The organism is Lentzea alba, assembly GCF_047445655.1.
Taxonomy (GTDB): Bacteria; Actinomycetota; Actinomycetes; order Mycobacteriales; family Pseudonocardiaceae; genus Lentzea; species Lentzea alba_A.
Genome location: NZ_JAJAEG010000023.1, coordinates 37,048 through 57,484, shown reverse-complemented (window position 1 = coordinate 57,484; position 20,437 = coordinate 37,048). Strand labels below are relative to the sequence as shown.

The window sequence follows — 20,437 nt, the reverse complement described above, 5'->3', positions numbered from 1 at the left end:
GGGTGGAGGTCATGACCAACCGTCTTGCGGACGCGACCAGCCCCTACCTGCTGCAGCACGCGGACAACCCGGTCGACTGGTGGCCGTGGAGCGCCGAGGCGTTCGAGGAGGCGCGACGACGCAACGTCCCGGTGCTCCTGTCCGTCGGCTACGCGGCCTGTCACTGGTGTCACGTGATGGCGCACGAGTCGTTCGAAGATGCTGCTGTCGCATCGTTGATGAATGAGAACTTCGTGCCGGTGAAGGTGGATCGCGAGGAACGTCCCGACGTCGACGCCGTCTACATGGAGGTCACGCAGGCCATGACCGGCCACGGCGGCTGGCCGATGACGGTGTTCCTGACGCCGGACGCGCGGCCGTTCCACGCCGGCACCTACTACCCGCCGTCGTCCCGGCCCGGCATGCCCTCGTTCACACAGCTCCTGGAGGCGGTCACGGCTGCGTGGACCTCGCGTCCCGAGGAGATCCTGGAGTCGGCTTCCGTTGTGGTGGAAGAGATCTCGCGCAACGCCGGGCCGTTGCCTCCGTCCGCTGTGGACGCCGACGCGCTGTCGGGCGCGGTGGTCTCGTTGCTCGGCGAGTTCGACCGGCGCAACGGCGGATTCGGTGGCGCGCCGAAGTTCCCGCCGTCGATGGTGGTCGAGTTCCTGCTGCGCCACCACGAACGCACCGGCTCGGTCGAGGCGATCTCGATGGCGACCGCGACGGCCGACGCGATGGCGAACGGCGGCATGTACGACCAGCTCGGCGGCGGGTTCGCGCGCTACAGCGTCGACGCGTCGTGGATCGTGCCGCACTTCGAGAAGATGCTGTACGACAACGCTTTGCTGCTCCGCTTCTACACGCACCTGGCCCGGGTGACGGAATCTGAGCGGTATGCGCGGGTCGCGCGGGACACGGCGGGTTTCCTGCTGCGGGATCTGCGCACCGCGGAGGGTGGTTTCGCGGCTTCGCTGGATGCCGACACCGATGGCGTCGAGGGCCTGACCTACGTGTGGTCGTTCGAGGAACTCGGTTCTGCCGCCGAGGCTTTCGGTGTGACCGCGGAGCCGAACTTCGAGGACGGCAAGTCGACGCTGCGGTTCGTGTCGGAGCCGGGGGAGGACGTACGGGCCTCGCTGCTGGCCGCGCGTGCATTGCGGCCGCAGCCGGGCCGGGACGACAAGGTGATCGCCGCCTGGAACGGCATGGCGATCGCCGCGCTGGCCGAGGCGGGCGCCTTCTTCGGCGAGCCGTCGTGGATCGTGGCGGCTTCGGAGGCGGCGTCGCGGGGCCGTCGTTCGGCGTGCTGGAGGACTACGGCTGTCTCGCCGACGGCTTGCTGGCGTTGCACCAGGTCACCGGCTCGATCCGGTGGCTCGACCTGGCGTGCGGCCTGCTGGACACCGCACTCTCTCGTTTCGCCGTACCGGACTCTCCGGGCGCTTACTACGACACCGCAGACGACGCTGAATCTCTCGTGCGCCGTCCTGCCGACTCAACGGACAACGCGTCGCCTTCTGGTGCGTCTTCGCTGGCCTCGGCCCTGTTGACCGCCTCTCTGCTGTGCGGTCCCGATCGTTCTTCGCACTACCTGACGGCTGCTTCGGAGGCGGTGACCAGGGCCGGACTGCTGGCCGCGCGGGCACCCCGGTTCGCCGGCCACTGGCTTTCGGTGGCTGAAGCGCTGGTCGCCGGTCCGCTGCAGGTGGCCGTCGTGGGTGCTGGCGATGACCCACGCCGTGCGTCGCTGTGGGCGGCCGCGGTGGCTCATGTGCCTGGAGGCGGCGTCGTCGTGGCCGGAGAACCAGGCGTTGTGCCGTTGCTCGAAGACCGCCCGTTGGTCGACGAGGCGCCAGCCGCGTACGTGTGCCGTGGCTATGTGTGTGACAGGCCCGTTGTTTCCGCAGATGCCCTGGTCACTTCGCTGTCGGCGAACACCCGCTAGCTGATTGCAGGCGTAACGTCGGTAACGACGTAATCATGTAATCAGGGGTGGTTGAGATGGGACGAGGATGGCGAGGCCGAGGCGGTTGGCAACAGGCCGACCTGCCGTCGGCGGATGATGCGGCGGCGTGGTTCGCGGGCAGGCTGCCCGACGGCTGGTTCGTCGGCGCGCCCGAGGTGATCGTCGACCGCGAGGAGATCACGGTCGTGGGCACGCTCGCGGACCTGGAAGGCGAGTTCGACGACGCCTCCCGCGCAGCGGCCGAGTCGGGCCGCATCTCGCGGTGGCGCGAGGAGACCCGTGGCGAGCGCATCGAGATCGCGCGCCAGGCCGAGCACCGCTACGGACGCAAGGTGGCCTGGGGCGCTTCGCTGGGCAGCACGCGCGAGCTCTTCACGCACCTGGCCGTGCCGGTGATGACGCGCCTGCGCCAGCCGGAACGCCAGGTGCTCGACACGCTGGTGGCCGCCGGCGTGGCCCGCTCCCGTTCGGACGCGCTGGCGTGGGCCGTGCGCCTGGTCGGCGAGCACGCGGACTCGTGGCTAGGCGAGCTGCGTGATGCGATGTCCAAGGTGGACGATCTTCGTTCGCAGGGCCCGGACCTCGCGTAACCTGCGCGGCGTGGAGCTCACTGCGTTCGACACCTTCGTTGCGGAGGCCCAGGGTTGCTCTCCCGACTCGTTGTCGGCGGCAGCCCTGGTCCTTTCTTCATGGCTCGCCGAGGTCGCGTCGTGAGCTTTGCCGTGTACGCCAGGAAAGTTCTCGACACGTCGTTGCCGCTCGGCCACCGCGTAGCGGCCCTCAAGGGCTGCCTGGAGACCTACCACCCGATAGGGTTCCACGAGTCCTTCAGCTTCCTGTCGTTCGTCGCGGGCAGCTTCCAGCGCGACCCCTCCGCCCTGCCGCGAGCGTTGGACCTGCTGATCGCGAGCCGCGCCGCCTGGCAGGCCGAAGTCCGCGCGTACGGCGTGCTTCGCCGACGTGCCAAGCAACTCGGCTACCGCGTGCCGCACCCCTCCGCTCCCAACCCGAACAGGCCCACGCACTGGTACGGCGCACAGCGCGAGGCAGCCCTTCACGCCGTGTGGTTCTGGTACTCGAAGGGTGCGTCGGCTGACGTGGACGTGCATTGCCTCGCTGCGGCGTTGGTGGAGCACGGCCGGTTCACCGCTGCTCAGCGGGCGATGTTCGACGAGGTCCGGGCGGATCGGCTGGCGCGGTTCGCCGCTGTCGACGGTATGCGCGACTTCGCGACCTACGACGAGCTGCGGACCTCGTTGGCGGTCATCCGCCAGATGGCTGTCGTCGTCTCCAGCGCGTAACGGATCCGAGCGCGGCCGCGAGAGCTGGGCGTGGAGTTTCCGGACATCGGCTACGCGCGCAGCCACGCTGGAGTCGTGAGGGCATGGGCGGCTAAGACCCGCTCTGCCGTTCTCGACGTGGTCGCCGAGCCTGATCTGGATGACGAGCTGGAGCTCGCCTACACCGGTGCCACGTACTGGCGTGAACGTGAAGTGTTCCGCAGTTCCCGCACCATGAGCGTGATGGTCACCGTGTCCGCGTTGGTGGTCGTCCTGTTGTGCGTTGTGATCGTTGTCTGGCTGGACCGGCAGGACGTACCTGGCCTGAGCATCGTTCCGTTCGCCGTTGGTTTCATCGTGGGCGGGCTGGCTTTCGTCGCACTGGACCTGTTGCCGGGGCGCTTCCGGTCGTTCTGGCGCAGTCTGGTCACCGCGTGCCTGCTGGGATCCGTGTACCTCGTGTTGCGCGAGGCCGACCCACCGGGCGGACTCGCTGATAGGCCGTGGCTCACCACGCTGGCGAGCGCTCTTGTCGTGCTGCTGCTGTGGGTCTTCGCGTGGACCTTGTTCGTCCGCGCGACGGCCTGGCTGTTGTATCGGCACGCCGTCCGGACTGCGCCTTCGGAGGCCGTGCTCTCCGAACTCTTCGCCCTGGTCAACGCGCTGGCGAACCCTTTGGTGCTGAAGCACAAGGCGTGGCTGTTGCGTCTCGTGAACAACGCGGCAACCACCGTGGAGCTGGGCCTGTGGCGGGACATCGAGCTGCTGGGCCCATCCGGCCGAGCCACGCTGAGGTCGCGTCGGCGGCAATGTGCCCAGTACCTGAGGTCGTTCGACCTGCGGATCGCGCTGCCGCACCGGGACACCCGTCAGGAGCTCCTGTCGGACGTCGTCGACCTGATCCACGTGCTGGTGCGCGGCAGCCTGGACGAACTGCCGACCACCTCGGCGGGGCGCCGCACGTTGGCCCCTGTCGCCAACGCTGCGGGCGTCCTGCTGGTGCGTCTGCTGCCGCTGGCGACGGTGCTCATCGCGGTGCTCGTGGCTCCTGGGCTGTCCCTGAGCCCGATCCTGATCGCCTTGGCCGTGGCCTGGTTCGTGCTCGCTCCGTTGGACGACAGTCCGGCGGCGAACCGCGCCGTGCTGGTGCGGGATCCCAAGGTCGCGGCGTCCCCCTCCCACGACAGCTCGCCCTGACAGCCGTTACGGCACAACAGCTTCCGGCTGACTGTCAGACCCGCTCGCTATTGTTGATTTTGGGGGAACCCGGCCGGCGTCGTGTGTGTGGTGCGTTGCCTTCTGCGTGCCCTGCCAGAGGGCGATGCCACACCCGAGTGCGACCGTGGTGGCGCCAACGACGGACACGAGCGTGAGTTCCTGTGCGCCCAAAGCCACGGATGTCACGAGCCCGGACACCGGCATCAGGCCGATGAGCACCCCGGCGCGACCCGAGCCCAGGCGGTTCACCGCGAAGTACCACAGCCCGAACGCGAGCGCGGTCACCAACACGGCCAGCGTGACCAGCGCAAAGGTCTGGCGGGCATCCGGCACCTGCCACCCGCCGACGAAGGTGCCGAGCACCCCGCCGATCACCGCCGCGAGCAGACACGTCCAGGTGGCCACGCCCAGCACGCCGAGCCGGCGAACCACGCCGACGGCGAACAGCGTGAAGCAGACCTCGCCGACCATCGTCAGCAGCGCGAGCACCAGCCCGGGGCCGTGCCACGCGCCACCGCCGGACAACACCACCACTCCCGCGGCGACCACCACGGCGCCAACGACTGCCGCGAGAGAGCGGTTGCGGGCTAGCAGGGCCAGTGCGATCGGGGAAGCGCCCATCACGGCGGCCACGAAACCCGGTTCCGCGTACTGCTGGGCGGCGATGAGCAGCGCGTTGAAGCCGAGCATGCCCGAGGCGACCACGCCCAGCAGCGGCGGGATGTCGCGCCAGGACGGCATGGGGAGACGGCGGGCGACCAGCAGCAACACGGCGGCGCCCAGCAGGTAGCGCATGGCCTGGCCGGTCAGGACCGGGTAGCCCTCGAGCATGCCGGTGACGGGCACGGACGCGCCGACGATCATTGCCGCTGTCGCTCCCGCGGCCACTCCAAGTTTCATGCCAATCAGCCTCGCGGTGGACTGGTCCAGGTTTAAGCTCCACTTTGATGGTTGCGAACTGGACCACTTTTCGAGAGCTGCTGCTGCCCGAGCACCAGCGGCGCCGCGGCGTGGAGGTGACGCTGCGCAGGGCCATCCGCGACGGGCGGCTGGCGCCGGGCACGAGGCTGCCGTCGAGCCGGGACCTCGCGGCACAGCTCGGGGTGGCGCGCGGCACGGTCACGTCGGCGTACACGCAGCTCGTGGCGGAGGGGTATCTCACCGCGCGCAGGGGTTCAGGGACCACGGTCGCGAGCCTCGGCCCGGCCGGTGCGTGCGGTGTGCCCGAGCCGCCGCAGCGGTGGCGGTTCAACATGCGCCCCGGCTTGCCCGCGTTGAGCGCGTTCCCCCGCGCCGAGTGGGTCGCGGCGCACCGGGCGGCGCTCGCCGAGCTGCCGGACGACGACCTGGCGTACCCGGATCCGGCCGGATTCGTGGGGCTGCGCAAGGAGATCGTCGACTACCTGGCACGGGTGCGGGCAGTGGTCGCGCGCGATGCGGTGATCACCAACGGCGCGGCGGACGGGCTGCAGCTCACGGCCAGGCTGTTGAACGGCAGCATCGCGATCGAGGAACCCAGTCACTTCGGCGGCGAGAACATGTTGCGCTCGCACGGTCTGAACACCGTGGCGATTCCGGTGGACGACAAGGGAATCCGCGTCGATCTGCTGTCCAAAACGGACTGTCGAGCGGTACTGGTCACCGCGGCGCACCAGTTCCCGTTGGGCGTGGTGCTGCATCCGGAACGGCGGCGCGCGCTCGTGGAGTGGGCGCGCTCGTGCGACGGGTTGATCATCGAGGACGACTACGACGCCGAGCACCGGTACGACCGGCCGGCGCTGGGGGCGTTGCAGGCGTTGGCGCCGGAACACGTTGTGTACCAAGGGACTACGAGCAAGGTGCTGGCGCCCGCGCTGCGGCTCGGGTGGCTCGTCGTGCCGGAGCGGTTGCGGCAGGACATCATCAACCGCAAGAAGTACAACGACATGGGGACGGCGACGATCCCTCAGGCCGCGTTCGCGCACATGTTGCGGACCGGTGGCTATGACCGTCATCTACGACGTACGCGCGCGCTCTACCGGAAGCGGCGCGACGCGTTGTTGGAGGCCGTTGCGGAGCACTTGCCGGCGTGGCAGCCCATCGGCGTTGCGGCCGGGTTGCACGTCGTGTTGCGCATGCCGGACGGGACGGACGACCTCGCGCTGAAGAGCAGGCTTGCGGAGCGTGGGGTGCACGTGTGGGCGTTGGCGCAGTACACGCGCACGCCGATGTGGCCCGGACTGGTGCTGGGCTACGCCGCGCTCACGCCTGACCGCCTGCGGGAGGCGGTCCGGGAGATCGCTGAAGTAGCAGTGGCCTAAAGAATGTGCTCGCGCTTGATCTCGGCGTCGGCGCCCAGGATGTGTTCGCGCGTGTCGCCGATGCCGGGCGCGGTGACCGCGGCGACGACGAGCAGTGCGGCGGCGAAGATCTTGAAAGCACGCATGGTGCGCTAAACCCCCAGGTAGAACGGTTACCCCGGTCAGCCTAGCCCGAGCCTCCAGAAATTGTCAGTGCTCGGGTGCACCATGAGACCTGTGCTCCTATCCGAAGTAGTCGACACGTCAGCCGCCGTGGCGGCGACCCGGTCGCGCCTTGCCAAGGTCAAGGCGTTGTCCGCGTTGCTGCGCGGGGCGACGGCGGACGTCGTGGTCGCGGTGGTGTCGTTCCTCATAGGCACGCCGCGGCAGGGTCGCATCGGCGCGGGCTGGCGCACCGTCTTCGACCTGTCCGTGCCCCCGGCTGCCACTGCCGGGCTCACGGTCGCCGAGGTCGACGCCGCGCTCGCCGAGGTGGCGGGGACGTCCGGCAAGGGCTCGGCGCAGCGCCGGGTCGACCTGCTGGCCGGGTTGTTCGGGCGTGCCACCGAATCGGAGCAGGACTTCTTACGCCGGCTGCTCACCGGTGAGCTGCGGCAGGGCGCGCTCGAAGGCGTGATGCTGGACGCGATCGCCTCGGCTGCGGACGTGCCGGGCGAGACGGTGCGACGTGCGTTCATGCTGTCGGGCCGATTACCGGAGACGGCGGTGGCCGCGCTGGCAGGCGGTGCGGAGGCGCTGGAGGCGTTCCGGCTGGAGGTCGGGCGTCCTCTGCGGCCGATGCTGGCCTCACCCGCGGAGTCTCTCGACGAGGCGTTGTCCGAGCTCGGCAGCGTCGTGGTGGAGCACAAGCTCGACGGTGCGCGCATCCAGGTGCACCGCTCGGGCGACGAGGTCCACATCTACACCCGCACGTTGCGCGAGATCACCAAGACGGTGCCTGAGCTGGTCGAACTGGTGCGCGGCCTGCCCTGCACGTCGGTGGTGCTCGACGGCGAGACCCTGGCGCTGACCGACGAGGGGAGACCCCGCCCGTTCCAGGAGACGATGAGCCGTTTCGGCGCGCAGGACGAGCGCGAGCTGCTGCTGCACCCGTACTTCTTCGACTGCCTGCACCTCGACTGCAAGGACCTGCTCGACGAACCACTGCGCGACCGCCTCACCGCCCTGCGTCAGGTGGCGGGCTCGCACGTCATCCCGGGCGTGCTGGACCCGTCGCCCGAGGAGGCCGCCTCCGTGGTCACCGCGGCGCTGTCGGCGGGCCACGAGGGCGTGATGGTGAAGTCGCTGGCCTCGCCCTACGCAGCCGGCCGCCGTGGCCGCGCCTGGCAGAAGGTGAAGCCGGTGCACACGCTCGACCTGGTCGTGCTCGGCGTCGAGTGGGGCAGCGGCCGCCGCCGCGGCTGGCTGTCGAACCTGCACCTGGGCGCCCGCGACCCGGACGGCGGCCCGCCGGTGATGGTCGGCAAGACCTTCAAGGGCCTCACCGACGAACTGCTGACCTGGCAGACCAAGGCCCTGCAGGAGATCGCCACCGAGCAGAACGACTGGGTGGTCATGGTCCGCCCGGAACTGGTGATCGAGATCGAGCTGGACGGCGTGCAGGTCTCGCCGCGCTACCCCGGTGGCGTCGCACTGCGGTTCGCCCGCGTCGTGCGCTACCGCCCGGACAAGGACCCGTCGGAGGCGACGACGATCGAGGAGGTGAGGGCACTTCTGCCCACCGCACAACTGAATCCCGAAGCCTGACGCCGCAAGGGCTTGTGCCTTGGTTGTGCGCAACGATCGCGGCCACCGCAAATCCCGGGAGCTGAAGCCGCATTCGGCAGTAGCGTCTGCCCATGACCGGGGACAGAATCTGCCACTGCTGCGGTGACGAGCTCAGCGCCGACAACCTGGCGTGGGACTTCGTGCAGCCCGACGACTTCGCCAACCTGTCCGCGAAGCAGCGGGCGAAGGCGATCACGTTCGAAAGCCGGGTGTTCATCGTCGCCGAGGGCTTCGGCGCCGCGACACGGGTCATCCTGCCCATCAGCCTCGACACCGGTCACACGGTGACGCTAGGCGTCTGGGTGGCACCGCACGACCCCGACACGATGACCCGCACCGCCCGCGAAGGTGGTGCCGCGTGGGTCGGATACAGGTTCACGGGCACGCTGCTCAACGCCGTCGAGCCCTGGCCGGAGGTCATCCACACCGAGCTCACCGCGCAGGGCTTCGCGGACGGTGAACTGGCTCGCGTGGTCGACGCCGAGAACCCGCTGCTGCAGCGTGTGCTGACCGAGAAGTGGCCACACCAGGCCGTCGTCGGCGCGCGCCGAGCCTGAAATCCGCGTGCGGCCGCACCCAGAACGCCAATAGCGTTCGCCGCATGCCCGACGCAGCCGCACTGCTCAGCGCCTTCGACACCCAAGCCCGCGCCGCCGAGTGGGAGGTCTATCCCGACGTCGTGCCCGACGGCCCGGTGTTCCGCGTGGCCTGGGCACACCGCCGCGGCTTCGTCGCGGGCCCACCCGACCTCGGAGTCACGGGCGCGGAACTGGATGAGGTGATCGCGCGACAACGCGATTTCTTCGCCGAGCGCGGCCAAGCCGTCGAGTGGAAGACGTGGGTCCACGACCAGCCCAAAGACCTGCCGGACCGCCTGACCGCCGCCGGCTTCGTCGCGGAAGCCACGGAGACCGTGCTCATCGGGTTGGCCGAGGAGATGACGTCGCCGGTCCACCTCGACGGGGTCGTCCTGCGCGAGACCAAGGAAGAAGCCGACATGCACCGCCTGGCGGCAACCGCCACCGAGGTGTTCGGCAGGGACTGCGGTTGGCTCGCCGACCAGCTGATCGAGAAGAAGGACGACCCGAACACCGTCGCGGTGATCGCAGAAGCCGACGGCCAGGTGGTCTCGTCCGCGCGGCTCGAAATCGTGCCCGGCACGGCGTTCGGCGGCCTGTGGGGTGGCGGCACGCTCAAGGAATGGCGTGGCAAGGGCATCTACCGGGCGCTGGTGGCGCACCGCGCACGCGTCGCGCTCGAACGGGGCGTGAGGTACCTGCAGGTCGACGCTTCCGAGGACAGCCGGCCGATCCTGGAGCGGCTCGGGTTCGTCGCAGTCACCAAGACCACCGGGTACGTCTGGCAGCCGTGAACGCCGGATCGATCCGGTTCACCGCTCCCGTGGGATCTGCACCGCCGCACCGTGAGCAGGATCCGCTGGCTGGTTGACGACGACCCCGCGCCGCCCTGGCGGCTCGCCGAGCGCGGTTCGGGTTGGCCGAGGACATGACGCCACTGGTCCACCTCGACGGGTCGTCCTGCGCGAGACCGCCGCCGGCGTCCGACGAAGGCAGGGTCGAACAGTTCGACGAGGCGTGGCTGCCGGTGCTCACGCCGGACGGGCCGGGCGTGCTGTGGTGCTGCGACTCCGACCGACCCCGGTGCTCCCGCCGGGACGGGCCGGGCGTGCTGTGGTGCTGCGACTCCGACCGACCCCGGTGCTCTCGCCGGGACGGGCCGGGCGTGCTGTGGTGGCGCAGGTCCGACTGACCGGAGCCGCCCGTGCACGCGACCTGTAGTCACCCGTGTACGCGGCGCGGTGTGGCGAAGTCGCTGGTGAGCTGCCCATTCGAGATGCTGCGGGTATCGTGGAAGCACGTGCGGTTCATCGAAGGGCATCGACCCTCTTACGACCTGACCTACGACGACGTGTTCCTCGTTCCCGGCCGCAGTGCCGTGGAGTCGCGGTTCGGCGTCGACCTCTCCACTTCGGACGGTACCGGGGCCACGATCCCGATCGTCGTCGCGAACATGACGGCCGTTGCCGGGCGGCGGATGGCGGAGACCATCGCGCGGCGTGGCGGGCTTGTCGTCATCCCGCAGGACGTGCCTACCGAGGCCGTTGCGGAGATCATTTCGTGGGTCAAGGAGCGGCATCCGGTCTGGGACACGCCGCTCACCCTCACCACGGGCGATGCGGTGGCGGACGCGTGGAACCTGTTGCACAAGCGGGCACACGGCGCGGTTGTTGTCATCGACGACGGAGGGCGGCCCATCGGCGTTGTGGACGAGGCGGCGCTCACCGGGGTTGACCGGTTCGCGCGCCTTGGTGACGTGATGAACACGGACGTCCTGCAGTTGCCGATCGACACGAAGCCTCAGGACGTGTTCGACCAGCTTCACCACAGCGCGCACCGGATCGCGCTCGGCATCGACGCCGAGCAGCGGCTCAGCGGGGTGCTGACCGAGCTGACGGCGCTCAGGGCGGAGGTTTACCGGCCCGCCGCGGACGACGACGGCAAGCTGCGGATCGCGGCTGCGGTCGGGGTCAACGGTGACGTGAAGGCCAAGGCTGAGGCGTTGCTCAAGGCCGGTGTGGACGTTCTGGTCGTCGACACCGCGCACGGGCACCAGGAAAAGATGATCACCGCCCTGAAAGCGGTTCGGGAGGCCGACCCGCATGTGCCGATCGCGGCGGGGAACGTGGTCACCGCGGAAGGTGTGCGGGACCTGGTCGAGGCCGGCGCGGACATCATCAAGGTCGGTGTCGGGCCGGGCGCGATGTGCACCACGCGGATGATGACCGGTGTTGGCCGGCCGCAGTTCAGCGCGGTTGCGGAGTGTGCGGCAGAGGCGCGGAAGCTCGGCAAGCACGTGTGGGCTGACGGCGGCGTGCGGCACCCGCGGGACGTTGCGTTGGCGTTGGCGGCGGGGGCCAGCAGCGTCATGGTCGGCAGCTGGTTCGCGGGCACCTACGAGTCGCCCGGCGACCTGCAGCGCGACGAACGTGGAAACCTCTACAAGGAATCGTTCGGAATGGCTTCGAAGCGGGCGGTGACGGCGCGCACGCGGAGCGACAACGCGTTCGACCGGGCCAAGAAGGGGCTGTTCGAAGAAGGCATCTCCACTTCGAAAATGAAGTTGGACCCGGTGCGTCCGAGCGTGGAGGATCTGCTGGACGCGATCACGTCCGGCGTGCGCTCGGCCTGCACGTATGCCGGTGCGAACTCGCTGGAGGAATTCCACGACAGGGCTGTTCTCGGCATCCAGTCGGCGGCTGGGTTCGCGGAAGGCAGGCCGTTGCCAGGGGGATGGTGAGAAATGGACGAAGCGGTAGAAGTAAGAGAACTCCGCAAAGTCTATAAAATCGGACAAAAACCAGCGGTGGACGGGTTGAGCTTCACCGTCCGCCGCGGTGAGGTGTTCGGCCTCCTCGGCCCGAACGGGGCCGGCAAGACGACCACCGTCGGCGTCCTGACCACGCGCGTCCGCCCCACCTCGGGGCAGGCGTTCGTGGAGGGCGTCGACGTGGTCGCCGACTCGAAGCAGGCACGGCAGCTGCTGGCTGTCGTGCCGCAGCGCAACAACCTCGACCGTTCGCTCAACGCGCGGCAGAACCTGTTGTTCCACGCGGCTTATCACGGGATCGGGCCGCAGGAGCGGAAGAAGCTCGCGGACGACATCCTTGAGCGGATGGGCTTGAAGGACCACCAGAACGCCCTCGTGGACACGTTGTCCGGCGGGCAGGCGCAACGGCTGATGATCGCCCGCGCGCTGATGCACCGGCCGAAGGTGTTGTTCCTCGACGAGCCGAGTACCGGCCTCGATCCGCAGGCCAGGCTCTTCGTGCACGAGCGGGTCGCCGCACTGCACGCGGACGGCGTCACGGTCGTCCTGACCACGCACGACATGGACGAGGCCACGAAGTTGTGCGACCGCGTCGGCATCGTCGACCACGGCAAGCTGCTCACGCTGGACACGCCGGCCGAGCTCACGAAGAGCCTGCCCGGCAGCAACACCGTCAGCGTCACGGTCAGCCCGAACGGCCAGGAGCCCGCGAAGATCACCAAGGCACTGTCCGAAGTGGATGGTGCGCAGCGGGTCGAGGAAGTGGGCGACATGTTCCGCGTCTACACCGACGCGGACACCTCGATCACGTTGCCCGCGGTGCTGAACGTGCTGCGCGACCTCGACGTCGTCGTGAGCGACGTCGCGATCGGCAAGCCCAGCCTGGAAGACGTCTTCATCCACCTGACCGGCAGGGAGCTGCGGTGAGCCAGCTGAGGACCTTCAACGCGATCCTGTGGCGCGACGTCTTCGTGACGACCCGTGAGCTGCCGAGCTTCCTCGCACAGGTGATCATCCAGCCGTTCTTCATCCTCTTCATCTTCGCGAAGGTGCTGGGGGACATCGGTTACGTCCAGGACGACTTCGCGCAGGTGCTGTTGCCCGGCATCATCGCGATGAACGGGTTCCTGGGCGCGCTGCAGAACACGACGCTGCCGCTGGTGCTGGACTTCTCGTGGACGCGCGAGATCGAGGACCGGCTGCTGGCGCCGATCGAGATCCCCCTGGTCGCGGTGGAGAAGATCGTGTTCGGCGCGATCCGCGGGTTCTTCGCGGCGGTGCTGATGGTGCCGGTCGGGTTCGTGATGCTCGACGTTTCCTGGGCGTGGGAAGGGATTCCCGGCGCACTCCTGGTGATCGTCCTGGGGTGCCTCGCGGGCGGTGCGGTCGGCCTGGTCATCGGCACGTCGGTGCCCGCGCGCCGGGTGAACGTGATGTTCGCGGTGATCCTCACGCCGTTGCTGTTCACGGGTTCGTCGCAGTTCCCGTGGCGGTCGCTGAGCGATGATCTGCTGTGGTTCAAGGTGATCTGCGCGCTGAACCCGCTCACCTACGTCAGCGAGGGCATGCGCGCGGAGCTGGTGCCGAACGTGCCGCACATCCCGTTGCCGATCGTGTTGCTCGTGCTCGTCGTGGCGATCGCGGGCTTCGGCGGACTCGGTCTGCGCGGCTTCATGAAACGGGCGCTCGACTGATGTGAAACGGCCCCGCGCAACGGATTGCGCGGGGCCGTTCGTCTACTCAGGACTTATGAGGCGTAGTCCTCCAGCATCTCCGTGACGAGAGCCGCGATCGGCGAACGCTCCGAGCGGGTCAGGGTGACGTGCGCGAAGAGCGGGTGGCCCTTCAGCTTCTCGATCACCGCTGCCACACCGTCGTGCCGGCCAACCCGCAGGTTGTCGCGCTGCGCCACGTCGTGCGTCAGCACCACCCGCGAGTTGCTGCCCAGGCGGGACAGCACGGTCAGCAACACGTTGCGCTCCAACGACTGCGCCTCGTCGACGATCACGAAGGAGTCGTGCAGCGAGCGGCCGCGGATGTGGGTGAGGGGCAGGACCTCGAGCATGCCGCGGTCCATCACCTCTTCCACCACCGCCTGGCTCACCAGCGCGCCGAGGGTGTCGAACACCGCCTGCGCCCACGGCCCCATCTTCTCGTTCTCGCTACCCGGCAGGTACCCGAGCTCCTGGCCACCGACCGCGTACAGCGGCCGGAACACCACGACCTTGCGGTGCTGCCTGCGTTCCATCACCGCTTCGAGGCCGGCGCACAACGCGAGCGCCGACTTGCCGGTGCCCGCACGTCCGCCCAGCGAGACGATGCCGACATCGGAATCGAGCAGCAGGTCCAGCGCGATCCGCTGTTCGGCGGACCTTCCGTGCAGTCCGAACGCCTCCCGATCTCCGCGCACCAGCCTGATCTGCTTGTCCGCGGTCACCCGGCCCAGAGCGCTCGACGTGCCCGCCAGCAACCGGAGTCCGGTGTGGCAGGGCATTTCCGCGATGTGCTCCAGGTCCTCGTACTGGGTCGGGTCGACGACGTTCTCCTTGAACAGGCTGTCCACCAGGGACTGCGGAACGTCCAGATCGGACATTCCCGTCCAGCCTGACAGGGTGACGTCGTGCGCCCGGTACTCCTCCGCCTGGAGTCCGACCGATCCGGCCTTGACTCGAAGCGGCATGTCCTTCGTCACCAGGGTGACGTTGCGCCCCTCAGCAGCGAGGTTGAGGGAGCAGGCGAGGATTCGGGCGTCGTTGGAGTCCGTTCGGAAACCTGATGGCAACACCTCCGGGTCGGAGTGGTTGAGCTCGACGTGCAAGGTGCCTCCCACATCCCCGATGGGGATGGGCGAATCGAGGCGACCATGCCGCAAGCGCAGGTCGTCGAGCAGACGCAGTGCTTCCCTCGCGAACCAGCCCAGTTCGGGGTGGTGGCGCTTGCCCTCCAGCTCGCTGATCACCACGAGTGGGAGCACGACCTCGTGCTCCGCGAACCGGGTGGGGGCGAGAGGATCGGACAGCAGTACCGACGTGTCCAGCACATATGTCGTGATGGCCGGAGCGGCGGACTTGCGCCTGGGGGAGGAACTGCGCGATGAGCCTGAGGAACGGCTCGCGGGACGTCGTGCGTTCACGGCAACTCCCTCACGAACGCGGCACCCGCGTCCGCTCCTCGCTGGGCCAGGCACAACCCTGATTGATCGTCTTGCCTTCCGCCGGGTGAGGCGTCAGGCAGGTCGACCACGAGGGCCGGGTGCCGGCCCCCTCGCGACGTTGTCAGCCACGATCAGGACCTCCCTGCGCGGTCCGCAGTGGTCGCGTCCCGCCACTTTTGAAGTTACCTGTGGGGGTGCCCCATCTGCACGAAGCCACACAGGTGAATCCCGATTTGTCATCTGCCGGAAAACAAACCGAAACGTGACCGCAGCCGTGTTCACGCTGGTCAGATGGTGTTTTCGTGGGTGTTGCGGGCCAGCCACGACAGGCCGTCCCTGACCTGGATTTCCAGTGATTTCGGCACCAGCGGCTCGTCGAGAAGTCTCAGATACCGGGAGTCGAGCGACTCGCCGGGAGCGCGGACGTCGAGCCAGGCCCTCACCAGGCGCACTCCTTCCACGTATGTGGTCGTGTACGCGCGCCACAACGGGTCCGCCAAAAAACGAACCATCTGCCGTGCCCGGCGCTCGGGGACTAGCAGCCACCTGCGCAGATGCGCAACCACGTCATCCTGATCTGCACCACGATCGTGTAGCAGCAGCGCCGCGTCCTGCCGCACGGTGAGCAGGCCGGCTGCCGCCGACTCGACCTTTTCGGACAGTTCGCCGTCCATTCGCAACCCGAGGTCGCGGAAGATCTGCTCCGCCCAGAGGCCCCAGCCCGGCCCGACCACGGCGTGCAGGCCCAGGTCCGCCATGCCCTCGGCCATCAGGCACTGCGGCGTGTTGATCAGGAAGATCGACTGCTCGGCGTGGCCACGGCGTTCGACGAGGCCGGCATCTTTGCGGCAGTGCTCGGTGTGATGGCCCGGATAGGACTCGTGCGCGACCAGGTGCGGCAGGTTCGACATGCGGTGGCCGAGGTCCGCGTTGATCGCGACCCTGCTGCGGTAGCCGCCGAGGTAGTAGTTGAAGCCGCTCCACGGCTTGTTCGTGACGATCTGGTACTCGACGATCTCCCGCTCGGGCAGCGCGTACCGGTGCCGCACGCGGTCCCTCAGGGCGCTTGAGAGCGCTTGTACGGCGCCCTGGAGCCTGCGTGGGGGCACCTCGTCCTGCGTGCGGAAGGCGTTGAGGCGGTCCGGGAGCGAGCCGGGTCCTTCGAGCAACGCGTCGAGGTTGCGGTGGGCCTGCACGTACGCGTCCTCGTCGCCGGGGCGGATGCGGACCTGGAAGTACTGCTCCACCTCGTCGATGAACGTGATGCGTTCGCCGGCGAGCTTGCGCGCGGTGCACTCCAGCGCGACGAGGTGCGCCCGGAGGAAGTGTTTGCGCTGGTCAGCGAGGTCAACGGCGTGGAGTTCCCGTTGGAGCTGCCGGGCGTGGTCCGCGAGCGCCTTGGGGGCCAGGCGCGGTTCGTTGTCGACTCCGCGGCTCAGCGCCGGGTCGCCGGTGAACGAGTCGACGAATCCGGGCACCAGGCGCCCGAGCCGCAGGCCCAGCACCAGGTAACCGCGCACCAGCTCGTCAGCCTCCATGAGTCGGAGAGCGTAGAGCGTCTACCACGGGGACTTACTCGCGACCGAATCGTGAATGGATGTCCACCTGATCGGGGAATGTTGTTGATCTTGGCGTCACACAATGGGGTCATGGGGGCCGCCAATCGAGATCTTCACCGATAGCGTCTCCGCCCGGAGACCCCACCCTCCGGAGATCCCCGAAGACTCCGGAAATGACGGGGATAACCCGACATGAAGGAGAATGACGTGAAGAAGGCTTGTGCCGCGGTTGCCGCCGCAGCTGCGCTGTCCCTCGCGTTCGCCCCGGCCGCCATGGCCGGCGAAGGCCACGGCGGACACCACTGGAAGAACGGCCCGCTGCTGGTTGCCCTGAACGGCAACAACCTCAACGGCACCATCGGTGCCTGCGGCAACAACGTCGGTGTCTTCGGCGGTGCCGTGCCGATCAACTCGCCGTCGATCACCGAGACCTGCGCCGCCGGCGGCATCGTCGACGAGGGCTGATCTCCCTCTTTTGTTCTGCCTCTGGGGGCGTCATTTCTTGGCGCCCCCAGAGTTGTTTCACCCGTTAAAACCTTCATGAGGAGAAAAATCGTGCTGAAGAAGGCTGGCGCCGCCCTCGGTGTGGCTGCTGCGTTCCTGGCTGTCGGTTCCCCGGCGATGGCCGTTCAGGGCCACGAGTGGGAGAACGCGCCGCTGCTGATCGTCGGCAACGCGAACAACCTGAACCTGGTTGGCGGCGTGTGCGGCAACAACGTCGGTGTGTTCGGTGGCGCGGTTCCGGTGAACTCGCCCTCCATCACCGAGACCTGCGCGGCCGGCGGCATCGAGGACGGCGCCGAGTGGGGCGACGACGACTGATCCAGTCGTTCGGAAAGGGGCGCCCACCTTCGCGGTGGGCGCCCCTTCTCAGTTTCCGTACCTGCGGTGGCGCTTGGCGTACTCGCGCATCGCCCGCAGGAAGTCCGTGCGCCGGAAGCCGGGCCAGTACGCCTCGCAGAACCAGAACTCCGAGTGCGCCGACTGCCACAGCATGAAGCCGGAGAGCCGCTGCTCACCGGACGTGCGGATGATCAGGTCGGGATCCGGCTGCCCGGACGTGTAGAGGTGCTCGGCGATGTGGTCGACGTCCAGGACCTCGGCCAGCTCCTCGATGGTGCCGCCGCGCTCGGCGTGCGACTGCAGGAGCTTCCGCACCGCGTCCGCGATCTCCTGCCGGCCGCCGTACGCGACCGCGACGTTGACCTGGATGCCGGTGCGGTCCTTGGACTTGTTCGCGGCGTTGGTGAGGCGCTCAGCGTGCTCCTTGGGCAGCATGTCGATCGCGCCGACGTGCCGCACCTTCCACGGCTTGCCGTCCTCGGCCAGCTCGTCGGTGATGTCGGCGATGATGTCGAGCAACGGCGCCAGCTCTTCGGTGGGCCGGTTGAGGTTGTCCGTGCTCAGCATCCAGAGCGTGACGACCTCGACGCCGGAGTCACCGCACCACTCGAGCAGCTCGAGGATCTTGCGCGCCCCGGCCCGATGCCCGTGCGCGACGTCCGTGAACCCGGCCTCCCTGGCCCACCGCCGGTTGCCGTCGAGGACGACGCCGACGTGCTTGGGCACCTGTGTCCCGCTCAGCTCGCGCCGGAGAATCCACTCGTAGAAGTGGATAGCGACGTCTTTCACACGGGTGCGGAGTGCCACGTCCGAACAGCGTACGCCGTGCAACCTTCATCACTGCGCAACGGTCCGAAACCTACGGTCGCGTAACCTAGGTACCTGTGACCACTGCGACCACTCCTCCACAGCCCGGACTGCGGCCGCGCCTTCGTGGATGGCTGCACTTCTGGTCCTTCATCACGTCTGTGGCCACCGGCGCGACACTGATCGCACTGGCGGCGTCCACAGTGTCCGGCCTGGCCGCCCTGGCCACTTCGGTCTACGGCCTGACGGTTCTCGGGCTCTTCGGCGTGTCGGCTTTGTACCACCGCGTCACGTGGAAGTCCGACCGCGTGCGCACGTGGATGAAGCGCCTCGACCACTCCATGATCTTCGTGTTCATCGCGGGCACCTACACGCCGTTCGCCTTGCTGGCGATGGATCCTGGGACCGGGCACGTCGTGCTCTGGGTCGTGTGGATCGGGGCCCTGGCCGGGGTGACTTTGAAGCTGGCCTGGCCGCACGCGCCGCGGTGGCTCGGGGTGCCGATCTACATCGCTCTCGGCTGGGTGGCTGTGTTCGTGCTGCCTGAGCTGCTGCACCACGCCGGGGTTGCGGCGTTGGTGTTGTTGCTGGTGGGTGGGGCGCTTTACACCGTTGGGGCGGTCTTCTACGCGACTCGGTGGCCCAATCCCTGGCCTTCCGTTTTCGGGTATCACGAGTTCTTCCACGCTGCGACTGTGGTGGCGGCGATCTGCCACTACATCGCCATCTGGCTCGCGATGTACTCCTGACCTGGCGTTTTCGGGTTAGCTGATCTTGTCAGGCCGTCTCCAGGCCGTCAGCCCGCTTCTTCGGCTTGAAGAGCGCGTTGGCGGCCCTTCGGCTCTTGTCGCCGCTGGACGGCATCAGGTGCGTGTAGACGCGCAACGTGAAACCCGGATCGTGGTGTCCGAGGTTGATCGAGAGCGACTTGATGGAGACGCCGCCCTCCAGCTGACAGGACGCGTACAGGTGTCGTAGTGCGTGCATGCCGTCGTCCTGGTTGACGTACACGAGGCCCGCACGAGCGAACGTGGGACGCCAGACGCCCATGTTGAACTTCTGGCGTCGGCAAGCGTTCCCGTCCGGCGTTGTCATCAGCAGCCGGACCGTCACGAGCTTCCCGTCAGGCTTCTCCCAGGGCAGCGTGACCGCGACCGGTGGGAACTCCTCCATGTAGTCGTCCAACTCGTCCAGGACGCCGTCACCGGCCGGCGTGGTGCGCTCCTTCTTGCTCTTCGGCGGGGCGAACACGAGCGTGTTCTTCACGATCCGCACCTGGCGGACGATGTGGAGCTCACGTGTGTCGCGGTCAATGTCGTCGGGGGAGAAGCCGAAGATCTCGCCCTGACGCATCCCCGCGCCAGCTCCGAGCACGGCAGCGGGCTTGTAGCGAGCAGGCAACGCGAGCCGGACAGAGTGCAACCGCTTCTCCGGCCAAGGCTTGATCCGGCGTTCCGGCGGTGATGGCCGCTGCACACTCCGTGCCTTGCACGCGTTGGAGTGGATGATCTTCTCCTCCACGGCCGCGTTCAGGATGGACGAGAGCCGGTCGAACAGGAGTTGCTGATAGGTGAGCGAGAGGCCTTCCTCGCTCATGCCGGTGATCCAGCCGCGCACCATCGGAATGTCGATGCTCTTCATGCTGCTCTTGCCGAAGTGCGGCACCAGGCGCTTGTTCACCTGGTAGCGCAGGTTCTCCTGTGTCGCAGCGTCTTGTGACTGGCCACCGAACCACGTCTCGACGTACTTCTCGAACTTGATCTCACCGGCTTTTGGGTCGACGTACTTGCCCTCCCGCTTGTCTGACTCGACCTCAAGCAGGAAGTCGTCCGCTCGCTTCTTCTGGCGGTCCGGGAAGCTCTTGCTCTTCTCGTTCCCGTTGGGGTCGAGGTAGCGCACCTTGTAGCGCAAACCCTTCCCGTAGAGGTCCGTCTTGACCCGCTTGACCTCGTTGGTCGTCGGGTCCTGGACCTCCTTCCACCATCGGTCCTGCACGTGTCCCATGACGGGCTCCTCTCTATGCCGCGTGACCCTTTTCCACCCACAGACGAACTTGGGCAGGCACGTAGCGCAGGTGCTTTCCGACCTTGCTGACCGGCGGGCCGTAGCACCGCCACTTCCACTGGTAGAGGGTCTTGATCGGCACCCTCAGGAAGGCTGAGACCTCTTCCACACCCCACAGCGGTTCGACGTCCGACATAGCTGATCCCCCC

Annotated in this window: 21 protein-coding genes and 1 pseudogene; 15 read left to right on the top strand and 7 right to left on the bottom strand. The window is 68.0% G+C overall.

The window, feature by feature from the left end:
- Positions 1–11 precede the first annotated feature (11 nt).
- The 4 genes and pseudogenes from LFM09_RS33065 (at position 12) to LFM09_RS33050 (ending at position 4,425) form a co-directional block, all read left to right on the top strand.
- Positions 12–1,927 (top strand): annotated as a pseudogene (locus LFM09_RS33065) (thioredoxin domain-containing protein).
- 56 nt (positions 1,928–1,983) lie between these two features.
- The gene (locus LFM09_RS33060; protein ID WP_414100507.1) at positions 1,984–2,538 is read left to right on the top strand and encodes a hypothetical protein; all 555 of its coding nucleotides are present in this window, start codon (positions 1,984–1,986) and stop codon (positions 2,536–2,538) included.
- A gap of 120 nt (positions 2,539–2,658) precedes the next feature.
- The gene (locus LFM09_RS33055; protein WP_414100506.1) at positions 2,659–3,249 is read left to right on the top strand and encodes a hypothetical protein; all 591 of its coding nucleotides are present in this window, start codon (positions 2,659–2,661) and stop codon (positions 3,247–3,249) included.
- Between the two features lie 75 nt (positions 3,250–3,324).
- Positions 3,325–4,425 (top strand): hypothetical protein, encoded by a 1,101-nt coding sequence (locus tag LFM09_RS33050; protein WP_414100505.1) that lies wholly within the window; start codon positions 3,325–3,327, stop codon positions 4,423–4,425.
- Positions 4,426–4,431: 6 nt separating this feature from the next.
- On the opposite strand, the gene LFM09_RS33045 is transcribed toward LFM09_RS33050, so the two are convergent.
- Entirely contained in the window at positions 4,432–5,346 is a 915-nt protein-coding gene (locus LFM09_RS33045; RefSeq protein ID WP_414100504.1) for a DMT family transporter, read from the bottom strand.
- 47 nt (positions 5,347–5,393) lie between these two features.
- Between LFM09_RS33045 and LFM09_RS33040 the strand changes: the two genes are divergently transcribed.
- Positions 5,394–6,746, top strand: a complete 1,353-nt coding sequence (locus LFM09_RS33040) for a PLP-dependent aminotransferase family protein (RefSeq protein ID WP_414100503.1) — start codon at positions 5,394–5,396, stop codon at positions 6,744–6,746.
- On the opposite strand, the gene LFM09_RS33035 is transcribed toward LFM09_RS33040, so the two are convergent.
- Positions 6,743–6,871 (bottom strand): hypothetical protein, encoded by a 129-nt coding sequence (locus tag LFM09_RS33035; RefSeq protein ID WP_414100502.1) that lies wholly within the window; start codon positions 6,869–6,871, stop codon positions 6,743–6,745. The two genes, LFM09_RS33040 and LFM09_RS33035, sit on opposite strands and share 4 nt — an antisense overlap.
- Before the next feature lie 91 nt (positions 6,872–6,962).
- Between LFM09_RS33035 and LFM09_RS33030 the strand changes: the two genes are divergently transcribed.
- From LFM09_RS33030 to LFM09_RS33000, 7 genes are all read left to right on the top strand, one after another.
- Complete coding sequence (locus tag LFM09_RS33030) at positions 6,963–8,492, top strand: ATP-dependent DNA ligase (protein ID WP_414100501.1); 1,530 nt, start codon at positions 6,963–6,965, stop codon at positions 8,490–8,492.
- Positions 8,493–8,584: 92 nt separating this feature from the next.
- A complete protein-coding gene (locus LFM09_RS33025) occupies positions 8,585–9,070 on the top strand; it encodes a hypothetical protein (protein WP_414100500.1) in 486 nt (161 codons plus the stop codon).
- A 44-nt stretch (positions 9,071–9,114) separates the two neighbouring features.
- Positions 9,115–9,885: a GNAT family N-acetyltransferase gene (locus LFM09_RS33020; RefSeq protein WP_414100499.1), complete on the top strand. Its 771-nt coding sequence runs from the start codon at positions 9,115–9,117 to the stop codon at positions 9,883–9,885.
- A 134-nt stretch (positions 9,886–10,019) separates the two neighbouring features.
- Positions 10,020–10,283: a hypothetical protein gene (locus LFM09_RS33015; protein WP_414100498.1), complete on the top strand. Its 264-nt coding sequence runs from the start codon at positions 10,020–10,022 to the stop codon at positions 10,281–10,283.
- A gap of 108 nt (positions 10,284–10,391) precedes the next feature.
- Positions 10,392–11,831: a GuaB1 family IMP dehydrogenase-related protein gene (locus LFM09_RS33010; protein ID WP_414100497.1), complete on the top strand. Its 1,440-nt coding sequence runs from the start codon at positions 10,392–10,394 to the stop codon at positions 11,829–11,831.
- Positions 11,832–11,834: 3 nt separating this feature from the next.
- Complete coding sequence (locus LFM09_RS33005; protein ID WP_414100496.1) at positions 11,835–12,788, top strand: ATP-binding cassette domain-containing protein; 954 nt, start codon at positions 11,835–11,837, stop codon at positions 12,786–12,788.
- Positions 12,785–13,555, top strand: a complete 771-nt coding sequence (locus LFM09_RS33000; RefSeq protein WP_414100495.1) for an ABC transporter permease — start codon at positions 12,785–12,787, stop codon at positions 13,553–13,555. The genes LFM09_RS33005 and LFM09_RS33000 overlap by 4 nt, the downstream gene beginning before the upstream one ends.
- Before the next feature lie 53 nt (positions 13,556–13,608).
- Here the strand turns inward: LFM09_RS33000 and LFM09_RS32995 are convergent, their stop codons facing one another.
- Positions 13,609–14,901 (bottom strand): PhoH family protein, encoded by a 1,293-nt coding sequence (locus tag LFM09_RS32995; RefSeq protein ID WP_414100618.1) that lies wholly within the window; start codon positions 14,899–14,901, stop codon positions 13,609–13,611.
- A 401-nt stretch (positions 14,902–15,302) separates the two neighbouring features.
- Positions 15,303–16,553, bottom strand: a complete 1,251-nt coding sequence (locus LFM09_RS32990) for a DUF885 domain-containing protein (RefSeq protein WP_414100494.1) — start codon at positions 16,551–16,553, stop codon at positions 15,303–15,305.
- Positions 16,554–16,766: 213 nt separating this feature from the next.
- Here LFM09_RS32990 and LFM09_RS32985 point away from each other — a divergent pair, with 213 nt between their 5' ends.
- Positions 16,767–17,039, top strand: a complete 273-nt coding sequence (locus LFM09_RS32985) for a hypothetical protein (protein ID WP_189260085.1) — start codon at positions 16,767–16,769, stop codon at positions 17,037–17,039.
- A 90-nt stretch (positions 17,040–17,129) separates the two neighbouring features.
- Positions 17,130–17,396 (top strand): hypothetical protein, encoded by a 267-nt coding sequence (locus tag LFM09_RS32980; RefSeq protein ID WP_414100493.1) that lies wholly within the window; start codon positions 17,130–17,132, stop codon positions 17,394–17,396.
- A gap of 48 nt (positions 17,397–17,444) precedes the next feature.
- Here LFM09_RS32980 and LFM09_RS32975 read toward each other — a convergent pair whose 3' ends face one another.
- Entirely contained in the window at positions 17,445–18,224 is a 780-nt protein-coding gene (locus LFM09_RS32975; protein ID WP_414100492.1) for an isoprenyl transferase, read from the bottom strand.
- 77 nt (positions 18,225–18,301) lie between these two features.
- On the opposite strand from LFM09_RS32975, the gene trhA reads away from it, so the two are divergent.
- A complete protein-coding gene (gene trhA / locus LFM09_RS32970; RefSeq protein ID WP_414100491.1) occupies positions 18,302–18,973 on the top strand; it encodes a PAQR family membrane homeostasis protein TrhA in 672 nt (223 codons plus the stop codon).
- Positions 18,974–19,001: 28 nt separating this feature from the next.
- On the opposite strand, the gene LFM09_RS32965 is transcribed toward trhA, so the two are convergent.
- Positions 19,002–20,228 carry a tyrosine-type recombinase/integrase gene (locus LFM09_RS32965; RefSeq protein WP_414100490.1) on the bottom strand — a complete coding sequence of 409 codons (1,227 nt, stop codon included), beginning with the start codon at positions 20,226–20,228 and terminating at the stop codon, positions 19,002–19,004.
- A gap of 13 nt (positions 20,229–20,241) precedes the next feature.
- Entirely contained in the window at positions 20,242–20,424 is a 183-nt protein-coding gene (locus tag LFM09_RS32960) for an excisionase (protein ID WP_414100489.1), read from the bottom strand.
- Between the last annotated feature and the right edge of the window lie 13 nt (positions 20,425–20,437).

What these genes read in the sequence shown, in the direction of transcription:
- LFM09_RS33060 (WP_414100507.1), top strand. Translation starts at nt 1,984, where the DNA reads ATGGGACGAGGATGGCGAGGCCGAGGCGGTTGGCAACAGGCCGACCTG.
- LFM09_RS33045 (WP_414100504.1), bottom strand. Translation starts at nt 5,346, where the DNA reads ATGAAACTTGGAGTGGCCGCGGGAGCGACAGCGGCAATGATCGTCGGC.
- LFM09_RS33040 (WP_414100503.1), top strand. Translation starts at nt 5,394, where the DNA reads ATGGTTGCGAACTGGACCACTTTTCGAGAGCTGCTGCTGCCCGAGCAC.
- LFM09_RS33035 (WP_414100502.1), bottom strand. Translation starts at nt 6,871, where the DNA reads ATGCGTGCTTTCAAGATCTTCGCCGCCGCACTGCTCGTCGTCGCCGCG.
- LFM09_RS33025 (WP_414100500.1), top strand. Translation starts at nt 8,585, where the DNA reads ATGACCGGGGACAGAATCTGCCACTGCTGCGGTGACGAGCTCAGCGCC.
- LFM09_RS33020 (WP_414100499.1), top strand. Translation starts at nt 9,115, where the DNA reads ATGCCCGACGCAGCCGCACTGCTCAGCGCCTTCGACACCCAAGCCCGC.
- LFM09_RS33015 (WP_414100498.1), top strand. Translation starts at nt 10,020, where the DNA reads ATGACGCCACTGGTCCACCTCGACGGGTCGTCCTGCGCGAGACCGCCG.
- LFM09_RS33005 (WP_414100496.1), top strand. Translation starts at nt 11,835, where the DNA reads ATGGACGAAGCGGTAGAAGTAAGAGAACTCCGCAAAGTCTATAAAATC.
- LFM09_RS32990 (WP_414100494.1), bottom strand. Translation starts at nt 16,553, where the DNA reads ATGGAGGCTGACGAGCTGGTGCGCGGTTACCTGGTGCTGGGCCTGCGG.
- LFM09_RS32985 (WP_189260085.1), top strand. Translation starts at nt 16,767, where the DNA reads ATGAAGGAGAATGACGTGAAGAAGGCTTGTGCCGCGGTTGCCGCCGCA.
- LFM09_RS32965 (WP_414100490.1), bottom strand. Translation starts at nt 20,228, where the DNA reads ATGGGACACGTGCAGGACCGATGGTGGAAGGAGGTCCAGGACCCGACG.
- LFM09_RS32960 (WP_414100489.1), bottom strand. Translation starts at nt 20,424, where the DNA reads ATGTCGGACGTCGAACCGCTGTGGGGTGTGGAAGAGGTCTCAGCCTTC.